The following is a 14,405-nucleotide window of genomic DNA, read 5'->3' as shown; positions in this document are numbered from 1 at the left end:
AATGAACGACGAACTGCTGCAGCGGGCCAGGGGCATCCGCCTGGCGATCTTCGATGTCGACGGTGTTCTTACCGACGGGCGCCTGTATTTTCTGGCCGATGGCAGTGAATTCAAGACTTTCAACACCCTTGACGGTCACGGTATCAAGATGCTGATCAATTCCGGCGTACGTACCGCCATCATCAGCGGCCGCACCACACCGGTCGTCGAGCGCCGCGCCCGGAATCTGGGCATCCAGCACCTCTATCAGGGGCGCGAGGACAAACTGGTCGTACTGGACGAACTGCTGGCCGAACTGGGACTCGACTACGAGCAGGTCGCCTACCTCGGCGACGACCTGCCCGACCTGCCGGTTATCCGTCGCGTCGGCCTGGGCATGGCTGTGGCCAGCGCCGACAGCTTCGTTCGCCGGCATGCCCATGGCGTCACCCTGGCACGCGGCGGCGAAGGCGCGGCCCGCGAATTCTGCGAACTGATCCTGCAGGCCCAGGGCAACCTCGAAAACGCTCAGGCCGCTTATCTATAGAGGCGATCATGCTGCGCAAACTCCGCTTCCCCCTGACCCTGGCCGCCCTGGCCGCCGTGCTGGTGGCAGTGGGCTATTGGAATATCCGCCCGGCGAGCTTCATGGACAAACCCGGCATCTCCCCAGACGACAGCGCCATCGACTTCTACGTCACCAATGCCCATACACTGCAATATCAGGCGGAAGGCGCGCTGCACTACGAGATGACCGCCGACAAGGTGGAACACCTGAAGAGCAGCGAGATCACCCTGCTCACCCAGCCCGACCTGCTGATTTTTCGCGGCACCCCCACTCCCTGGCATGTACGCAGCGAGCGCGGCGAGGTCAGCCCCCAGGGCGAGCAGGTTGAATTGATCGATGCGGTACGGGTCGAGCGCACCGATACCCAAGGCCGTCCTACCGTCCTCACCACCAGCCGCCTGAGCGTGTTCCCGGAACGGGAATATGCCGAAACCCAGCAACCCGTTAAAATCGAGGCAGCCAACGGAGTCACCACGGCTGTCGGGATGAAAGCGTATTTGGATGACAGCAGGATGCACCTGCTGTCCAGTGTAAGAGGCCAGCATGAGGTTCGCTAACCGTTTCTCCCACCGGGCCCTCCCTCTCCTGTTCAGTCTGTGCTCCGCACTGGGCGCAGCGAGTGCCTGGGCTCTCCCTTCCGACCGCGACCAGCCGATCCGCGTCCAGGCCGACAGCGCCGAACTCGACGACAAGCAAGGGGTTGCGGTCTACCATGGCGACGTGGTCATCACCCAGGGCACGCTGAAGATCACCGGCAACAAGGTCACCATCACCCAGGATGACAATGGTGACATCAAGGTCTTCACTTCGGTCGGCAATCCCGCCTATTACGAGCAGAAGCCGGCGCCTGACAAGAGCATCGTCCAAGCCTACGGCCAGACCATCCAGTACTTCGCCGAAAACGAACGCATCGTGCTGATCGATAAAGCCCGGGTAATTCAGGACGGCAACACCTTCGAGGGCGAGAAGATCGTCTACGACACCCAGCGACAGATCGTCAATGCCGGCCGCGCCACGGGAACCAAGATATCCAGCCCGAAACCGCGGATCGACATGGTCATCCAGCCGAAAAAGAAACAGCAGCCAGGGCAGACACAGTAATGGCCACCCTCAAAGCCCAGCATCTGGCCAAGAGCTACAAGGGCCGCCAGGTCGTCCGCGACGTCAGCCTCTCCATCGAAAGCGGCCAGATCGTCGGCCTGCTCGGCCCCAACGGAGCCGGCAAAACCACCTGCTTCTACATGATCGTCGGCCTGGTGCGTGCCGACCAGGGCCGCATCCTGATCGATCAGGACGATGTCACCCATCTGCCCATGCACGGCCGCGCCCGGGTCGGCATCGGCTACCTGCCCCAGGAGGCCTCGATCTTCCGCAAACTCACGGTAGCCGACAACATCATGGCGATCCTCGAAACCCGCAAGGATCTCGACGGAGAAGGCCGCCGCCAGGCTCTGGAAGCCCTGCTGCAGGAGTTCCACATCAGCCATATCCGCGACAGCCTCGGCATGAGCCTCTCGGGCGGCGAACGGCGCCGGGTCGAAATCGCCCGCGCCCTGGCCACCACACCGAAGTTCATCCTGCTCGACGAGCCCTTTGCCGGTGTCGACCCGATCTCGGTCAACGACATCAAGCAGATCATCCATCACCTGAAAAACAAGGGCATCGGCGTCCTGATCACCGACCACAACGTGCGCGAGACGCTGGATATCTGCGAAACCGCCTACATTGTCAACGATGGGCAACTGATAGCCGAAGGCAATGCCGAGGCCGTCCTCACCAACAAACTGGTGCAGGAGGTCTATCTCGGCCATGAATTCCGACTATGAGACACCCCATTCGATGGGATAGACCAATCAAATTCCGTTATAATCAGGCATGTAATTTGCTTTAGGAAGGCGCATCGTCGCCTCGTAGTGATTGACGCGAATGCTTCGGCAAATATGGTGCTTCCTACAATATGAAACCATCGCTAGTCCTTAAGATGGGCCAGCAGCTGACAATGACCCCGCAGCTGCAACAAGCCATCCGTCTGCTTCAACTGTCGACCCTGGATCTTCAGCAGGAAATCCAGGAGGCCCTCGACTCCAACCCCATGCTGGAACGTCAGGAAGACGCTGAGGACTACGACAGCCCGGATACGCTGGCCGAACATGGCGACCAGTCGGCGACCAATGCCTCGTCTGACTCCTATCAGGAGAGCTACGACCGTGCGTCCGCCAACGAAGAAGGTGGCAGTCTGGAGGATGGTGACTGGCATGAGCGCATTCCCAGCGAGCTGCCGGTGGATACTGCCTGGGAGGACATCTACCAGACCAGCGCCAGCAGCCTGCCGAGCAGCGACGACGACGAGTGGGACTTCACCACCCGCACCTCCACGGGCGAGAGCCTGCAGAGCCATCTGCTCTGGCAGCTCAACCTGGCGCCGATGTCTGATACCGACCGCCTGATCGCCGTCACCCTGATCGACAGCATCAGCAGCGACGGCTATCTGGAAGCCTCTCTGGAGGAAATCCTCGCCTCCCTGGACCCGGAGCTGGGTATCGAACTCGACGAACTGGAAATGGTGCTGCGCCGCATCCAGCAGTTCGAGCCGGCAGGGGTCGCCGCCCGCGACCTCAGCGAATCGCTGCTGCTGCAGCTGCGCCAGCTACCGACCGATACGCCCTGGCTGGAAGAGGCGCAACGGCTGGCCAAGGATTACCTCGACCTGCTCGGCAACCGCGACTTCACCCAGCTGATGAGGCGCATGAAGCTCAAGGAGGAAGAGCTGCGTCCGGTGATCGAATTGATCCAGAGCCTCAACCCACGCCCTGGCTCACAGATCGAGGCCAGCGAACCCGAGTACGTGGTGCCCGACGTCATCGTGCGCAAGCACAACGATCGCTGGCTGGTGGAGCTCAACCAGGAGGCCGTACCGCGCCTGCGCATCAACCCCCACTACGCCGGCTTCATCAGACGTGCCGATGCCAGCGCCGACAACACCTTCATGCGCAACCAGCTGCAGGAGGCGCGCTGGTTCATCAAGAGCCTGCAGAGCCGCAACGAGACGCTGATGAAGGTATCCACGCAGATCGTCGAGCACCAGCGCGGCTTCCTCGACTATGGTGAGGAAGCCATGAAACCTCTGGTACTGCATGACATCGCCGAGGCTGTCGGCATGCACGAGTCGACCATTTCGCGGGTCACCACCCAGAAGTACATGCACACCCCACGCGGCATCTACGAGCTGAAATATTTCTTCTCCAGCCACGTCAGCACCGCCGAGGGTGGCGAGTGCTCCTCCACGGCGATCCGCGCCATCATCAAGAAGCTGGTTGCGGCGGAAAATCCGAAAAAGCCATTGAGCGACAGCAAGATCGCTGGTTTACTGGAAGAACAGGGCATACAGGTGGCTCGCCGCACAGTCGCCAAATACCGGGAATCGCTCAGTATTGCGCCTTCCAGCGAACGCAAGCGACTCATGTAACAGGATCGAGCCGGCCGTTGAAAGGGCAGCAGCCTTATCAGCGGCAGTCGAAGCAGCGTATACCGGTGACAGGCCCGTCAGCCTGCGTCAAAACAGAAACAAGGAGAAAGCGGTATGCAAGTCAACATCAGTGGACATCAGCTGGATGTGACCGACGCCCTACGCGACTATGTTGAGGAGAAAATCAACCGACTCGAGCGCCATTTCGATCGCATCACCAATGTGCAGGTGATCATGTCCGTCGAAAAGCTCAAGCAGAAGATCGAAGCGACCCTGCATGTCTCCGGTGCCGAAGTGGTCGCCAACGCCGAACATGAGGACATGTATGCGGCCATCGACCTCCTCGTCGACAAGCTCGACCGTCAACTGATCAAGTACAAGGAAAAGCAGATCGAACGCCAGCAGGGCGCTACGGCCCGCTGACTCCTCCGTCCCATGATCAGACTCGAAGACATCCTGACTCCCGGCCGTTCCCTGGTGAACGTGCCGGGGGGAAGCAAGAAGCGCGCTCTCGAATACATCGCCAATCTGGTCGCCCGCGAGATGCCCGACCTGGATCAGCAGACCATTTTCGAGAGCCTGATTGCCCGTGAAAAACTGGGTTCGACCGGTTTTGGCAATGGCATTGCCATTCCCCATTGCCGTCTGCCCGGCTGTCCTGCCCCGATCAGTGTCCTGCTTCGTCTGGAGGCTCCGATCGATTTCGATGCCATCGATGGCGCACCGGTCGACCTGCTGTTCGTCCTACTGGTGCCGGAGGCCGCCACCGACGAACATCTGCAACTGCTTCGTCAGATCGCCAGCATGCTCGATCGCGGCGAGATACGCGAACGTCTGCGCCAGGTCGAGAACAGCGAAGCCCTTTACCAGGTCGTGGCGGACGCGCAGAAGGGCCAGTAGGGTTCCGCGTCCGGGAGTGCGGAGGTTCGTCGACTGTGAACGAGCAATTGGCAGCCCAGCTTTCGGCAACCACTCCTGACGACGGAAAACCCCCATCATGCGCGTGATCATCGTCAGCGGCCGCTCCGGCTCCGGCAAAAGCACCGCCCTCGACGTACTGGAAGACAACGGTTTCTTCTGCATCGACAACCTGCCGGCCGTCCTGCTTCCAGAGCTGGCCGAACGGGCGCTGCTGCATACCGAACTTATCCAACCCCAAGTCGCGGTATCCATCGATGCACGCAACCTGCCCAGCCAGCTGAAACGCTTCCCCGAGTTGCTGGCCGAGGTGCGCACCCGCTACATCCTCTGCGACCTGCTCTATCTGGACGCCGACGACGAAACCCTGCTCAAGCGTTTCTCGGAAACCCGTCGACGCCATCCGCTGACCAACGAGAACCGCTCGCTGGCCGAAGCGATTCGCGACGAGAGCCGGCTGCTCGCGCCGATCAAGGATCTGGCCGACCTCAAGATCGACACCAGCCACCTCAACCTCCATCAGCTACGCGACACGCTCAAGCTGCGCCTGCTGGACAAGCCGGAACCGGGCACGGCTTTTCTGATCGAATCCTTCGGCTTCAAGCGGGGAATGCCGGTGGATGCGGATCTGGTGTTCGATGTGCGCTGCCTGCCCAACCCCTACTGGAAACCGGACCTGCGCAACTTTTCCGGCCTGGATCGACCGGTCGCAGACTATCTCGCCGCCCAGCCGGACGTCGAGGAGATGTATCAGGACATCCAGGCCTATCTGCATAAATGGCTGCCCCGCTTCGCTGCCAGCAACCGTGCCTATGTCACCATCGCGATCGGCTGTACCGGTGGCCATCACCGCTCGGTCTACCTGGCCGAGCGGCTGGGCCGAACATTGAAACAGTCACTCAAGAACGTTCAGGTTCGCCACCGCGACCTCTGCTGAAGGATGGATAACGCGATGCCCGCCTGCGAAATCACCATCATCAACAAGCTTGGGCTGCATGCCCGGGCAGCGGCCAAGTTCGTCGGGGTCGCCGGGCGCTACGCCTGTGCGGTGCGCATCGGCCGAGCGCCGGAGAGCCTGGTCGACGGCAAGAGCATCATGGCGGTCATGATGCTGGCCGCCGGCAAGGGAACGCCCATTCACCTGCATACCGAAGGCGAACAGGACTGCGAGGCGCTGGAGGCACTGGTCGAGCTGATCAACAATCGCTTCGACGAAGACGAATAAATACGCGACGCCTCTGCCACCGGGCCGTCCGGCGGCAGACGCCTCAGCCGGCATCACTTCGCTCAGCTTCCTGCCAGGGTCATTCGCTCGATAAGCACCGAACCGGTGCAAATGTTGCTGCGGTGTTCCAGATCGTTACCCACTGCAACGATCTGCCGGAACATGTCGCGCAGATTGCCGGCGATGGTCACCTCCTGCACCGGGTACTGGATCTCGCCATTCTCCACCCAGAAGCCGCCGGCACCACGGGAATAATCGCCGGTCACCAGATTGAGCCCCTGCCCCATCAGTTCGGTCAGCAGCAGTCCGCGCCCCATCCGGCGGATCAGTGCGGCCTGATCCTCCTCGCCATGGCTGACGAACAGGTTGTGCACCCCGCCGGCATTGGCCGTGCTCGGCATGCCCAGCTTGCGTCCCGAATAGGTGCCCAGGGCATAGCTGGCCAGACGGCCCTGCTCGACGAAATGCTTGGCGCGGGTCGGCAGCCCGTCGGCATCGAAGGCCGCACTGCCTAGAGCCCTGGGAATGTGCGGACGCTCGTCCAGGTTCAGCCATTCGGGGAATAACTGCTCCCCCAGGGCGCCCTCGAGGAAGGAGGCGTGCCGATAGAGATTGCCGCCGGTGATGGCGCCGATGAAATGGCCGAACAGCCCGGTGGCCAGTTCGGCGGAGAACAGCACCGGCACCTCGCAGGTCGGCACCGGCCGCGCGCCGAGACGCCGTGCCGCCCGCTCCGCCGCCCGCCGGCCGATCGCCTGCGGATCGGCCAGCGCCTCGCCGCGCCGGTTGACGTCATACCAGTAGTCGCGCTGCATCTGGCCTTCGCCTTCGGCGATCATCACGCAGCTGAGGCTGTGCCGGGTGCTGGCATAGCCGCCGATGAAGCCGTGGCTGTTGCCGTAGACCCGGCAGCCCTGATGGGAGTTGAGCGAGGTGCCGTCGGCATTGCGAATCCGCGGATCGGCGGCGAAGGCCGCCGCCTCGCACTCCAGTGCCCGCTCGATGGCCTGCTCGGGGCTGATCGCCCAAGGGTGGAAGAGATCCAGCTCCGGGAGTTCGCCGGGCATCAGCGCAGCGTCCGGCAGGCCGGCGCAGTCGTCCTCGGAGGCATGCCGGGCGATCGCCAGCGCGGCCGCCACGGTTTCCCGGATCGCCGCCTCGCCGGTCGCCGAGGTGCTCGCCGAACCCTTGCGCTGGCCGAGATAGAGGGTGATGCCGAACCCTTGGTCGCGATTGAACTCGACGGTTTCCACCTCGCCCTGGCGCACCGTGGTGGACAGGCCCTGCTCGATGGATACGGACACCTCGCAGGCCGTGGCACCCTGACGCGCGCTCTCGGCGAGTATCCGCTCGACCTTGGCCTGCAACTCCGGCAGCGCCTGCGGACCGACCATTTCTGCTGAATTCATAACTACTCCTGTCAGGTCCGGGCCAGTCGCTCCGGAGCTGCTGTTATCATGGCGGCGTATATCTCTGGACCACCACCATGTCTGAATTTCACCAAGACTTCTCCGAGGAGAAGAGCAAATCCCAGGTCAAGCGCGAACTGCATGCCCTGCAGGAGCTCGGCGAGCGCCTGACCACCCTCAGGCCCGAGCAACTCGATCGCCTGCCGCTGACCGACGCCCTGCACCGTGCCCTGCTGGATGCCTCGAAACACACCGCGCACATTGCCCGCAAGCGGCACCTCCAGTACATCGGCAAGCTGATGCGTGACCAGGACGTCGACGCCATTCTCGCCCTCTTCGAGCAGCTGGATGCCTCCAGCCGCCAGTACAACGAACGCTTCCACGCCCTCGAACGCTGGCGCGACCGGCTGCTCGCAGGCGGCGACGACGCGCTCGAAGCCTTCGTCGGCGACTACCCGGACACCGACCGCCAGCACCTGCGCGGCCTGATCCGCCAGGCCCGCCACGAAACGGAGCAGAACAAGCCGCCGGCCGCCAGCCGCAAGATCTTCAAGTACATCCGTGATCTCGACGAAAGCAAACGCGGGCTGCGCTGACGGCACAGGGCGGCCCGGCCATCCTGCCCCGCCTCAGGCACCGGTACCGCCCACGGTGATCGCATCGATCTTCAGGGTCGGCTGGCCGACGCCAACCGGCACCGACTGGCCATCCTTGCCGCAGGTGCCGACGCCGCTGTCCAGCGCCAGGTCGTTGCCGACCATGGAAACCCGCGTCATCACCTCCGGACCGTTGCCGATCAGGGTCGCGCCCTTGACCGGCGTGGTGATCCGGCCATCCTCGATCAGATAGGCCTCGCTGGTGGAGAAGACGAACTTGCCGCTGGTGATGTCCACCTGACCGCCGCCCAGGCTGGCACAGTAGATCCCCCTCTTCACCGAGGCGATGATCTCCTCGGGCTCGCTCTGCCCGGCCAGCATGTAGGTGTTGGTCATCCGCGGCATCGGCAGGTGCGAGTATGACTCGCGGCGGCCGTTGCCGGTCGGCGCCACGCCCATCAGGCGGGCGTTCAGCTTGTCCTGCATGTAGCCGCGCAGGATGCCGTTCTCGATCAGCGTGGTGCACTGGGTCGGCGTACCCTCGTCGTCCACGCTGAGCGAACCGCGCCGGCCGGCCAGGGTACCGTCGTCGACGATGGTGCACAGACTGGAAGCCACCCGCTCACCGACCCTCCCGCTGTAGGCCGAGCTGCCCTTGCGGTTGAAGTCGCCCTCCAGACCGTGACCGACCGCCTCGTGCAGGAGCACGCCGGACCAGCCCGGGCCGAGCACCACCGGCAGCGTGCCAGCCGGTGCCGGAATCGTCTCGAGGTTGACCAGCGCCTGACGCACCGCCTCGCGGGCATACTCCATGGCGCGATCCTCGTCGAGGAAGAAGCGGTAGTCGGTGCGTCCGCCGCCGCCCTGCCCGCCGCGCTCGCGGCGGCCGTTCTGCTCGACGATGACACTGACGTTGAAGCGCACCAGCGGCCGCACGTCGGCCCCCAGGCTGCCATCGCTGGCGGCGATCAGGATGTGCTCCCAGACTCCGGCCAGGCTCACCGTGACCTGCTTGATGCGCGGATCCAATGCCCGGGTGGCGACATCGATGCGCTTGAGCAGCTCGACCTTCTCCGCCCGGTCGATCACCTCCAGCGGATTGCCCGGCGCATAGAGACGCGTCACCGGGGCCGCGGCGAAGGCCTGCACGCGACCCTGCTGCCCGGCACGGGCGATCGAGCGGGCCGCCTGGGCCGCCTGGCGCAGCGCCTCGCCGGTGATCGCATTGCTGTAGGCGAAGCCGGTCTTCTCGCCGGACTGGGCGCGCACGCCGACACCCTGGTCGAGATGGAAGCTGCCCTCCTTGACGATGCCGTCCTCCAGCACCCAGGACTCGGACACCTGGCTCTGGAAGTACAGGTCGGCCGCGTCGATGCCGGGACCGGCCAGCTCGCCGAGCAGGGCCGGCAAGGCATCGAGATCCAGGCCGCCGGGGCTCAGCAGCTGCTGACTGACGGGTAACAACAACTCGCTCATATTCACTCCATTTCGACCGGCCGCGGCACGGCCGACACTGAAAATCGCCGATGGCGGTGCATCGGCATACGCTGACGGATCGCCGCCTGCTCCTCGGCATCACGGCTGGCCAGCAGCACCCCCTCGCCCTGCGCCTGTTCGGCCAGCAGCCGTCCCCAGGGGTCGACGATGGCCGAATGGCCATAGGTTTCCCGGGGGCCGGGATGCCGACCGCCCTGGCCGGCCGCCAGCACATAGCACTGGGTCTCCAGCGCCCGTGCGCGCACCAGCACGTGCCAGTGGGCGGCGCCGGTCACCGCGGTGAAGGCCGAGGGGGCGCTGATCAGCTCGGCTCCGGCGTCGCGCAGGGCGCCGTAGAGCTCGGGAAAGCGCAGGTCGTAGCAGACCGTCAGGCCGAGGCGGCCGACCGGGGTGTTCGCCACCACCAGCCGCTCGCCGTGGGCGTAGTCGTCCGACTCGCGGTAGCGCCCGCGCTGGTCCGCCACGTCCACATCGAACAGGTGCAGCTTGTCGTAGCGAGCCACTATTTCGCCATGATCGTCGAACAACAGCGAACAGGCGTGGGCCTTGGCCTGTGGCCGGCCGGCCGGCGGCAACGGCAGGGTGCCGGCGACGATCCACAGGCCGAAGTCGCGGGCCGCCTGGCGCAAGCAGGGCAGCACCGGACCGCGGCCCTCGGCTTCGGCGCGGCCCAGGGCGGCGCCGTCGCGCCGGCCCATGGCGGCGAAGTTCTCCGGCAGGACGGCAAGGCGCGCTCCGCCGGCGACGGCCTGTTCGAGCAGGCGGCGCGCAGTCGCCAGGTTGGCCGGCACATCGTCCTGGCTGACCATCTGCAGTACCGCCACGCTCATTGGCCTTCTCCGCTGTTTCCCGGTTTCGCCCGCCCACGCTCTCGCACTTCGCCGCCCACTGCAACCCTCTTTCCCGTCAGCGCGGCTTCTCGAAGGGCTTCTCGAAGGTAATTCTAGGCTCTCGCCAGGGACCTTGGACGCGGTACTGCACGCTGGCGAAACGCGCCACGTGATTGCCGAGCAGCTTGTCGACGACGAACAGCGCCCCGCCGACCGCCGGCGCGCCGACCAGCAGGGCGGCGAGCGGCAGGTTGTTGCTGATCGGCAGGGTGACCAGCAGCTTGGCATCGATGCTGTCGCCGGGCAGGTTGAGGATGCCATCCAGCTCGAGGTTGCTCGACGGTCCGCTCAGGGTCAGCGGGATTTCCGTCCTGAAGATCCCGTTGCGCCCCTCGACCAGACCCGTGACCTTGTCGTAGCTCAGTCCCTTGCCGAATAGGTCTGAAAAATCCAGGCGCAGCCGGCGGCCGATGGCGTTGAAATTGAGTACGCCGAACATCCGCAAGGCCGAAGCAGCTCCTTCCACCTCGCGGAACTGCCCCCGGCTCAGGCTGATGTCGAAGCTGCCGGTGTAGCGCTGCAGGGCCAGGGCCGCCGGCGATCCCGGCCAGTTGCCATCGATGTCCACGCGGAACTCTTCGCTGCTCGCGCTCGGCGCAAACCCCCAGGCCAGCAGCACATCGGCGAGATCGCCGCCCTGCAGATGCCCGCGGAACCAGCTGCGGGTGGCGCCGGGCGGCCCCTGCCAGCCGGCGCTGCCAAGCACCCGCAGGCCCTTGAGGTCCAGATTCAGGTCGCTGAACTGCACCCCATCGGAACGCGGCCGCGCCTTCAGCGACCAGGACCCGAGCAGCTCGGCGCCCTGCTGCAGGCGGGCAATGCGCACATCCAGCGCCGGAATCTTCCGCGGGTCGACCGCCCGCAGAGGATCCGCCGCGGCTGCCGCGGTCGTCGGCGCACCGGCCGTGCCCGGCGTGCTGGCCGGCAGCTGCAGATGGGACAGATCGACGACGATCGGCGCCTGGGCCGCCGTCGGGACAGCGACGCGTCCCCGGATCTGCGGACCGTCGAGCAGCAGGCTCCAGCCGGCCCGACTGGGGGTCATCCGGACGCTGAGCGGACTCAGGGTAGTGCCGAAGCCCTGGAAGCGGCCGATATCCAGCTCGGCGCCGCTCAGCAGGCGATCCTGCCCCCCCTGGGAGACCATGGCGCCCAAGGCTGCCTGCCAGGCATCCCAGTCCAGGTGAGCGACGCGGCCGCGCACCCACAACCCCTGCGTCGCAGGCAGCCGGGCCTGACCGGAGCCGAGCAGCAGCTCGCCGCGGGCCTTCTGAAAACGCTCCGGCGGCGCAGCCAGAGCCAGGCTGGCCAGGTCGGCATAGTCCAGCCGATAGCGGCGCTCGGCGCCGTCCAGGGTCATGTGCCAGCGCGTGTCACGGGATTCCTGGGCCACCTTGCCGAACGGCTCCGGCAGGTCGATGCGCAGGCCGCGCAAGCTGGAGTCGGCCTGCAGCCAGCTGTTCGCGCCATCCAGCAGCAGCTCGAGGCGATAGGGCAGTTCGCCGGAGAGCGGCAGGCGCTGGGACACCTGCAGCCAGCCGAGCAGGGAGGCCGCCGCCACCTGCCCGTCGGCCAGGATACGGGTCCGCGCCTTGCCGTTGCGCCCCTCGGCGAGCGCCCGACCGCGCACCGGCCGGCCGAACACCTGGGCGCGGATCTCCGGCGCGCTGAGCCCCTTCGCCGTGTCGTAGGTGAAGGCGCCCTGCAGGCGGGTCAGCTGCAGGTTCGGCTGGGCCATCTGCAGCCGCGCGCCCTCGGTGCGCAGCTCGGCCACCACGCGCGCCGGCCGCTCCGCCTCCCGGCGCAGCGGGATGTCCAGCGTGAGCTGGCCCTGCAACGGCCCCTCGCCGGTCCAGCCGGCGAAAATCTCCCGGGTTTCCAGCGGCGCCTCCTGGAGAATGCGCAGGCCGTCGCCGACGCTGCCCTCCAGCTCGCCCTTGAGCAGCAGCCGCGGCACGCCGTCCCTGGCCGAGGGAATCTCGGCCGTGGCCGACGTCAGCCGGGTGTCGAGCACCCGCCCTTCATCCAGGACCACACGCACGCCGCTGTCCTCGACGAACACCTGGCCCTGTGCCTCGCGCAGCTCAGGCCAGCCCGGCTGATAGGCCAGCTCGGCGTCGCGCACCTTGAAGAACAGGCCGAGGCTGCGCGCCGCATCCTCGGCCCCCTTGTTCAGCGAACCCTGATAGAGGAAATAGCCCTCCTCCACGCGACCGGCATGGATCGAGGTCTTCAGCCATTCGGCCAGCTGCGGCGACAATCCGGGCGCCAGCGTCGGCAGATATTTCTCGGCGTAACGGGCATCGCCGTCGCGCAGGCCGACACGCAGGTCCATGTAGTCCTCTTCGGCGGGATCGCTACGCAGACGGATCAGGAAATCGCCGGCGGCGCGACCCTCCTCCCCGTCCGTCTGCACATAGGGGCTGCGCAGGGTCACGCCCTGCTCGTCGATCTGCCAGAACAGTCGCCCGGCGACATGCCGGTAACGCCAGGGGCGGGGGAACAGGCGCGCGAGATGCAGCGAGACATCGTTGCCGTTGAGCCGCAGCTCGCCACCAGCCAGATCGCCGCTGACGCTGCCACCGACGTTGCCCGCCGCCGGCGCGCCATGCCAGGCGTCGAAGGCCACCCCCTGGAGATTGGCCGCATAGGCGAGTCGCTGGCCGCCCTCGGCCTGCGGCCGGTAATCCAGCCGCAGATTGCGCAGAGTGCCGCGCGGCCGCAAGGCCGCCAGGGCGGTCTCGGCTGCCTGCGGCAGCGGCGCCAGCGACTGCACCAGCGGCATCAGCGGGGTCAGGTCGAGCTGATTGGCGGTCAGCGTCCAGGCGTCTGGCGCATCGGCCGCCACCCGGTGTTCGAGGGCGACCTGCACACCGTCCCAGCGGGACGTGCCAAAATCGACCGCCAGGGAGTCGAGCAGCGCACGGAAATCCTCGCCATCGCGCAGGAAATGCCCGCTCAACGCCAGATCGCGCACTTCGGCTGGCACCTGCCCGGCGCGGTGGACGCGCAACTCGGGCGCCTGCAGGCGGGTCGCCGCGCGCTGCAGGCGGCCCTCGGCCCAGGACAGCCAGAACTCCCCACCGGCACGCAGCCGCTCGATCCGCCAGTCGCCGGTCAGACTGCGCGGCACCCAGCCCGCCCAGTCGCTCTGCGGCAGACTGACGTACAGCTCGGCAGGACTCTGCCGCCAGCCCTCGTCGGCCAGTTGGCCGTGCAGGCTCCACTGCAGCGGCTGACCGTCGGGCAGGCTCAGGCGACCATCGAGGCGCTGCTGCCAGCCGTCGCTGCGCAGCGTGAGGTCGACGTTCTGGAAGGAGAAAGGCTCCTGTCCGTGCGGCGCGAAGGTGATCTGGCTGTCCAGCAGCGACAGATGGTCGATCCGCTCGAGCGCGCGCAGGGACTCGTCCGGATTGAACGGCCGCTGCCGGCCGCGCTGCGGCGCCCCCTCCAGGGCCCAGCGCCCCTCGGCATCCTGCGCCAGGGTGAAACTCACCCCCTCGACCTCCAGCGCGGCGACGCGCAACTCGCGGGCCAGCAGGGTGCGCAGCAGATCGAGGCGCACCTGGACCCGCTCCAGATGCAGCGCATCCTCGCCCTCGCCGATCGTCACGTCGCGCGCCAGCAACCGTGGTGCCAGGGCGCTCCAGCGTCCCTCCAGAGCGCGGATGGCGACCGGCATGCCCAGCACGTCGCGGACCCGCGCCTGCACCTCGAGACGGGTATCGGCGACCAGCGGCGCCAGCTGGCGGCCCAGGCTGACGCCCAGCGCCAGCAGCATCAGGCCGAGAAAGCCGAGCCCCAGCAGGATGCGCAGGACAACCGCGGGCAGACGGGAGGATCGCGGCATGGTCAGG

14 protein-coding genes are annotated in these 14,405 nt (G+C 66.1%); 10 read left to right on the top strand and 4 right to left on the bottom strand.

The window, feature by feature from the left end; genetic code table 11:
• Window position 1 precedes the first annotated feature (1 nt).
• The 9 genes from ACG10_RS05220 (at window position 2) to ACG10_RS05180 (ending at window position 6,156) form a co-directional block, all read left to right on the top strand.
• Entirely contained in the window at window positions 2–526 is a 525-nt protein-coding gene (locus ACG10_RS05220; RefSeq protein WP_089167409.1) for a KdsC family phosphatase, read from the top strand.
• An 8-nt stretch (window positions 527–534) separates the two neighbouring features.
• Window positions 535–1,104 (top strand): LPS export ABC transporter periplasmic protein LptC, encoded by a 570-nt coding sequence (lptC, locus tag ACG10_RS05215; RefSeq protein WP_198319017.1) that lies wholly within the window; start codon window positions 535–537, stop codon window positions 1,102–1,104.
• Window positions 1,091–1,648, top strand: a complete 558-nt coding sequence (gene lptA / locus ACG10_RS05210) for a lipopolysaccharide transport periplasmic protein LptA (protein ID WP_039805625.1) — start codon at window positions 1,091–1,093, stop codon at window positions 1,646–1,648. Before lptC ends, lptA begins: the two co-directional genes overlap by 14 nt.
• Window positions 1,648–2,373, top strand: coding sequence for an LPS export ABC transporter ATP-binding protein (gene lptB, locus ACG10_RS05205; RefSeq protein ID WP_089167407.1), 726 nt, complete (start codon window positions 1,648–1,650; stop codon window positions 2,371–2,373). The genes lptA and lptB overlap by 1 nt, the downstream gene beginning before the upstream one ends.
• Window positions 2,374–2,504: 131 nt before the next feature.
• Window positions 2,505–4,013, top strand: coding sequence for an RNA polymerase factor sigma-54 (locus ACG10_RS05200; protein ID WP_089167406.1), 1,509 nt, complete (start codon window positions 2,505–2,507; stop codon window positions 4,011–4,013).
• A gap of 114 nt (window positions 4,014–4,127) precedes the next feature.
• The gene (hpf, locus tag ACG10_RS05195) at window positions 4,128–4,436 is read left to right on the top strand and encodes a ribosome hibernation-promoting factor, HPF/YfiA family (protein ID WP_089167405.1); all 309 of its coding nucleotides are present in this window, start codon (window positions 4,128–4,130) and stop codon (window positions 4,434–4,436) included.
• A gap of 12 nt (window positions 4,437–4,448) precedes the next feature.
• Window positions 4,449–4,913: a PTS IIA-like nitrogen regulatory protein PtsN gene (gene ptsN, locus ACG10_RS05190; RefSeq protein ID WP_089167404.1), complete on the top strand. Its 465-nt coding sequence runs from the start codon at window positions 4,449–4,451 to the stop codon at window positions 4,911–4,913.
• 97 nt (window positions 4,914–5,010) lie between these two features.
• Entirely contained in the window at window positions 5,011–5,868 is an 858-nt protein-coding gene (gene rapZ, locus ACG10_RS05185) for an RNase adapter RapZ (protein ID WP_089167403.1), read from the top strand.
• Between the two features lie 15 nt (window positions 5,869–5,883).
• On the top strand, window positions 5,884–6,156 hold the full coding sequence (locus tag ACG10_RS05180) for an HPr family phosphocarrier protein (protein ID WP_089167402.1): 273 nt from the start codon (window positions 5,884–5,886) through the stop codon (window positions 6,154–6,156).
• A 62-nt stretch (window positions 6,157–6,218) separates the two neighbouring features.
• Here the strand turns inward: ACG10_RS05180 and pmbA are convergent, their stop codons facing one another.
• On the bottom strand, window positions 6,219–7,565 hold the full coding sequence (gene pmbA, locus ACG10_RS05175) for a metalloprotease PmbA (RefSeq protein ID WP_089167401.1): 1,347 nt from the start codon (window positions 7,563–7,565) through the stop codon (window positions 6,219–6,221).
• 77 nt (window positions 7,566–7,642) lie between these two features.
• Between pmbA and yjgA the strand changes: the two genes are divergently transcribed.
• Complete coding sequence (gene yjgA, locus ACG10_RS05170; protein ID WP_089167400.1) at window positions 7,643–8,161, top strand: ribosome biogenesis factor YjgA; 519 nt, start codon at window positions 7,643–7,645, stop codon at window positions 8,159–8,161.
• Between the two features lie 33 nt (window positions 8,162–8,194).
• On the opposite strand, the gene tldD is transcribed toward yjgA, so the two are convergent.
• The 3 genes from tldD to ACG10_RS05155 form a co-directional block, all read right to left on the bottom strand.
• Window positions 8,195–9,637 carry a metalloprotease TldD gene (gene tldD / locus ACG10_RS05165; protein WP_089167399.1) on the bottom strand — a complete coding sequence of 481 codons (1,443 nt, stop codon included), beginning with the start codon at window positions 9,635–9,637 and terminating at the stop codon, window positions 8,195–8,197.
• A gap of 2 nt (window positions 9,638–9,639) precedes the next feature.
• Window positions 9,640–10,488, bottom strand: a complete 849-nt coding sequence (locus ACG10_RS05160; RefSeq protein ID WP_089167398.1) for a carbon-nitrogen hydrolase family protein — start codon at window positions 10,486–10,488, stop codon at window positions 9,640–9,642.
• A gap of 76 nt (window positions 10,489–10,564) precedes the next feature.
• Window positions 10,565–14,398, bottom strand: a complete 3,834-nt coding sequence (locus tag ACG10_RS05155; RefSeq protein WP_089167397.1) for a YhdP family protein — start codon at window positions 14,396–14,398, stop codon at window positions 10,565–10,567.
• Window positions 14,399–14,405: the final 7 nt, after the last annotated feature.

This window comes from Azotobacter chroococcum, from assembly GCF_002220155.1.
GTDB lineage: Bacteria > Pseudomonadota > Gammaproteobacteria > Pseudomonadales > Pseudomonadaceae > Azotobacter > Azotobacter chroococcum.
This window is presented reverse-complemented; position numbering and strand designations above follow the sequence as displayed.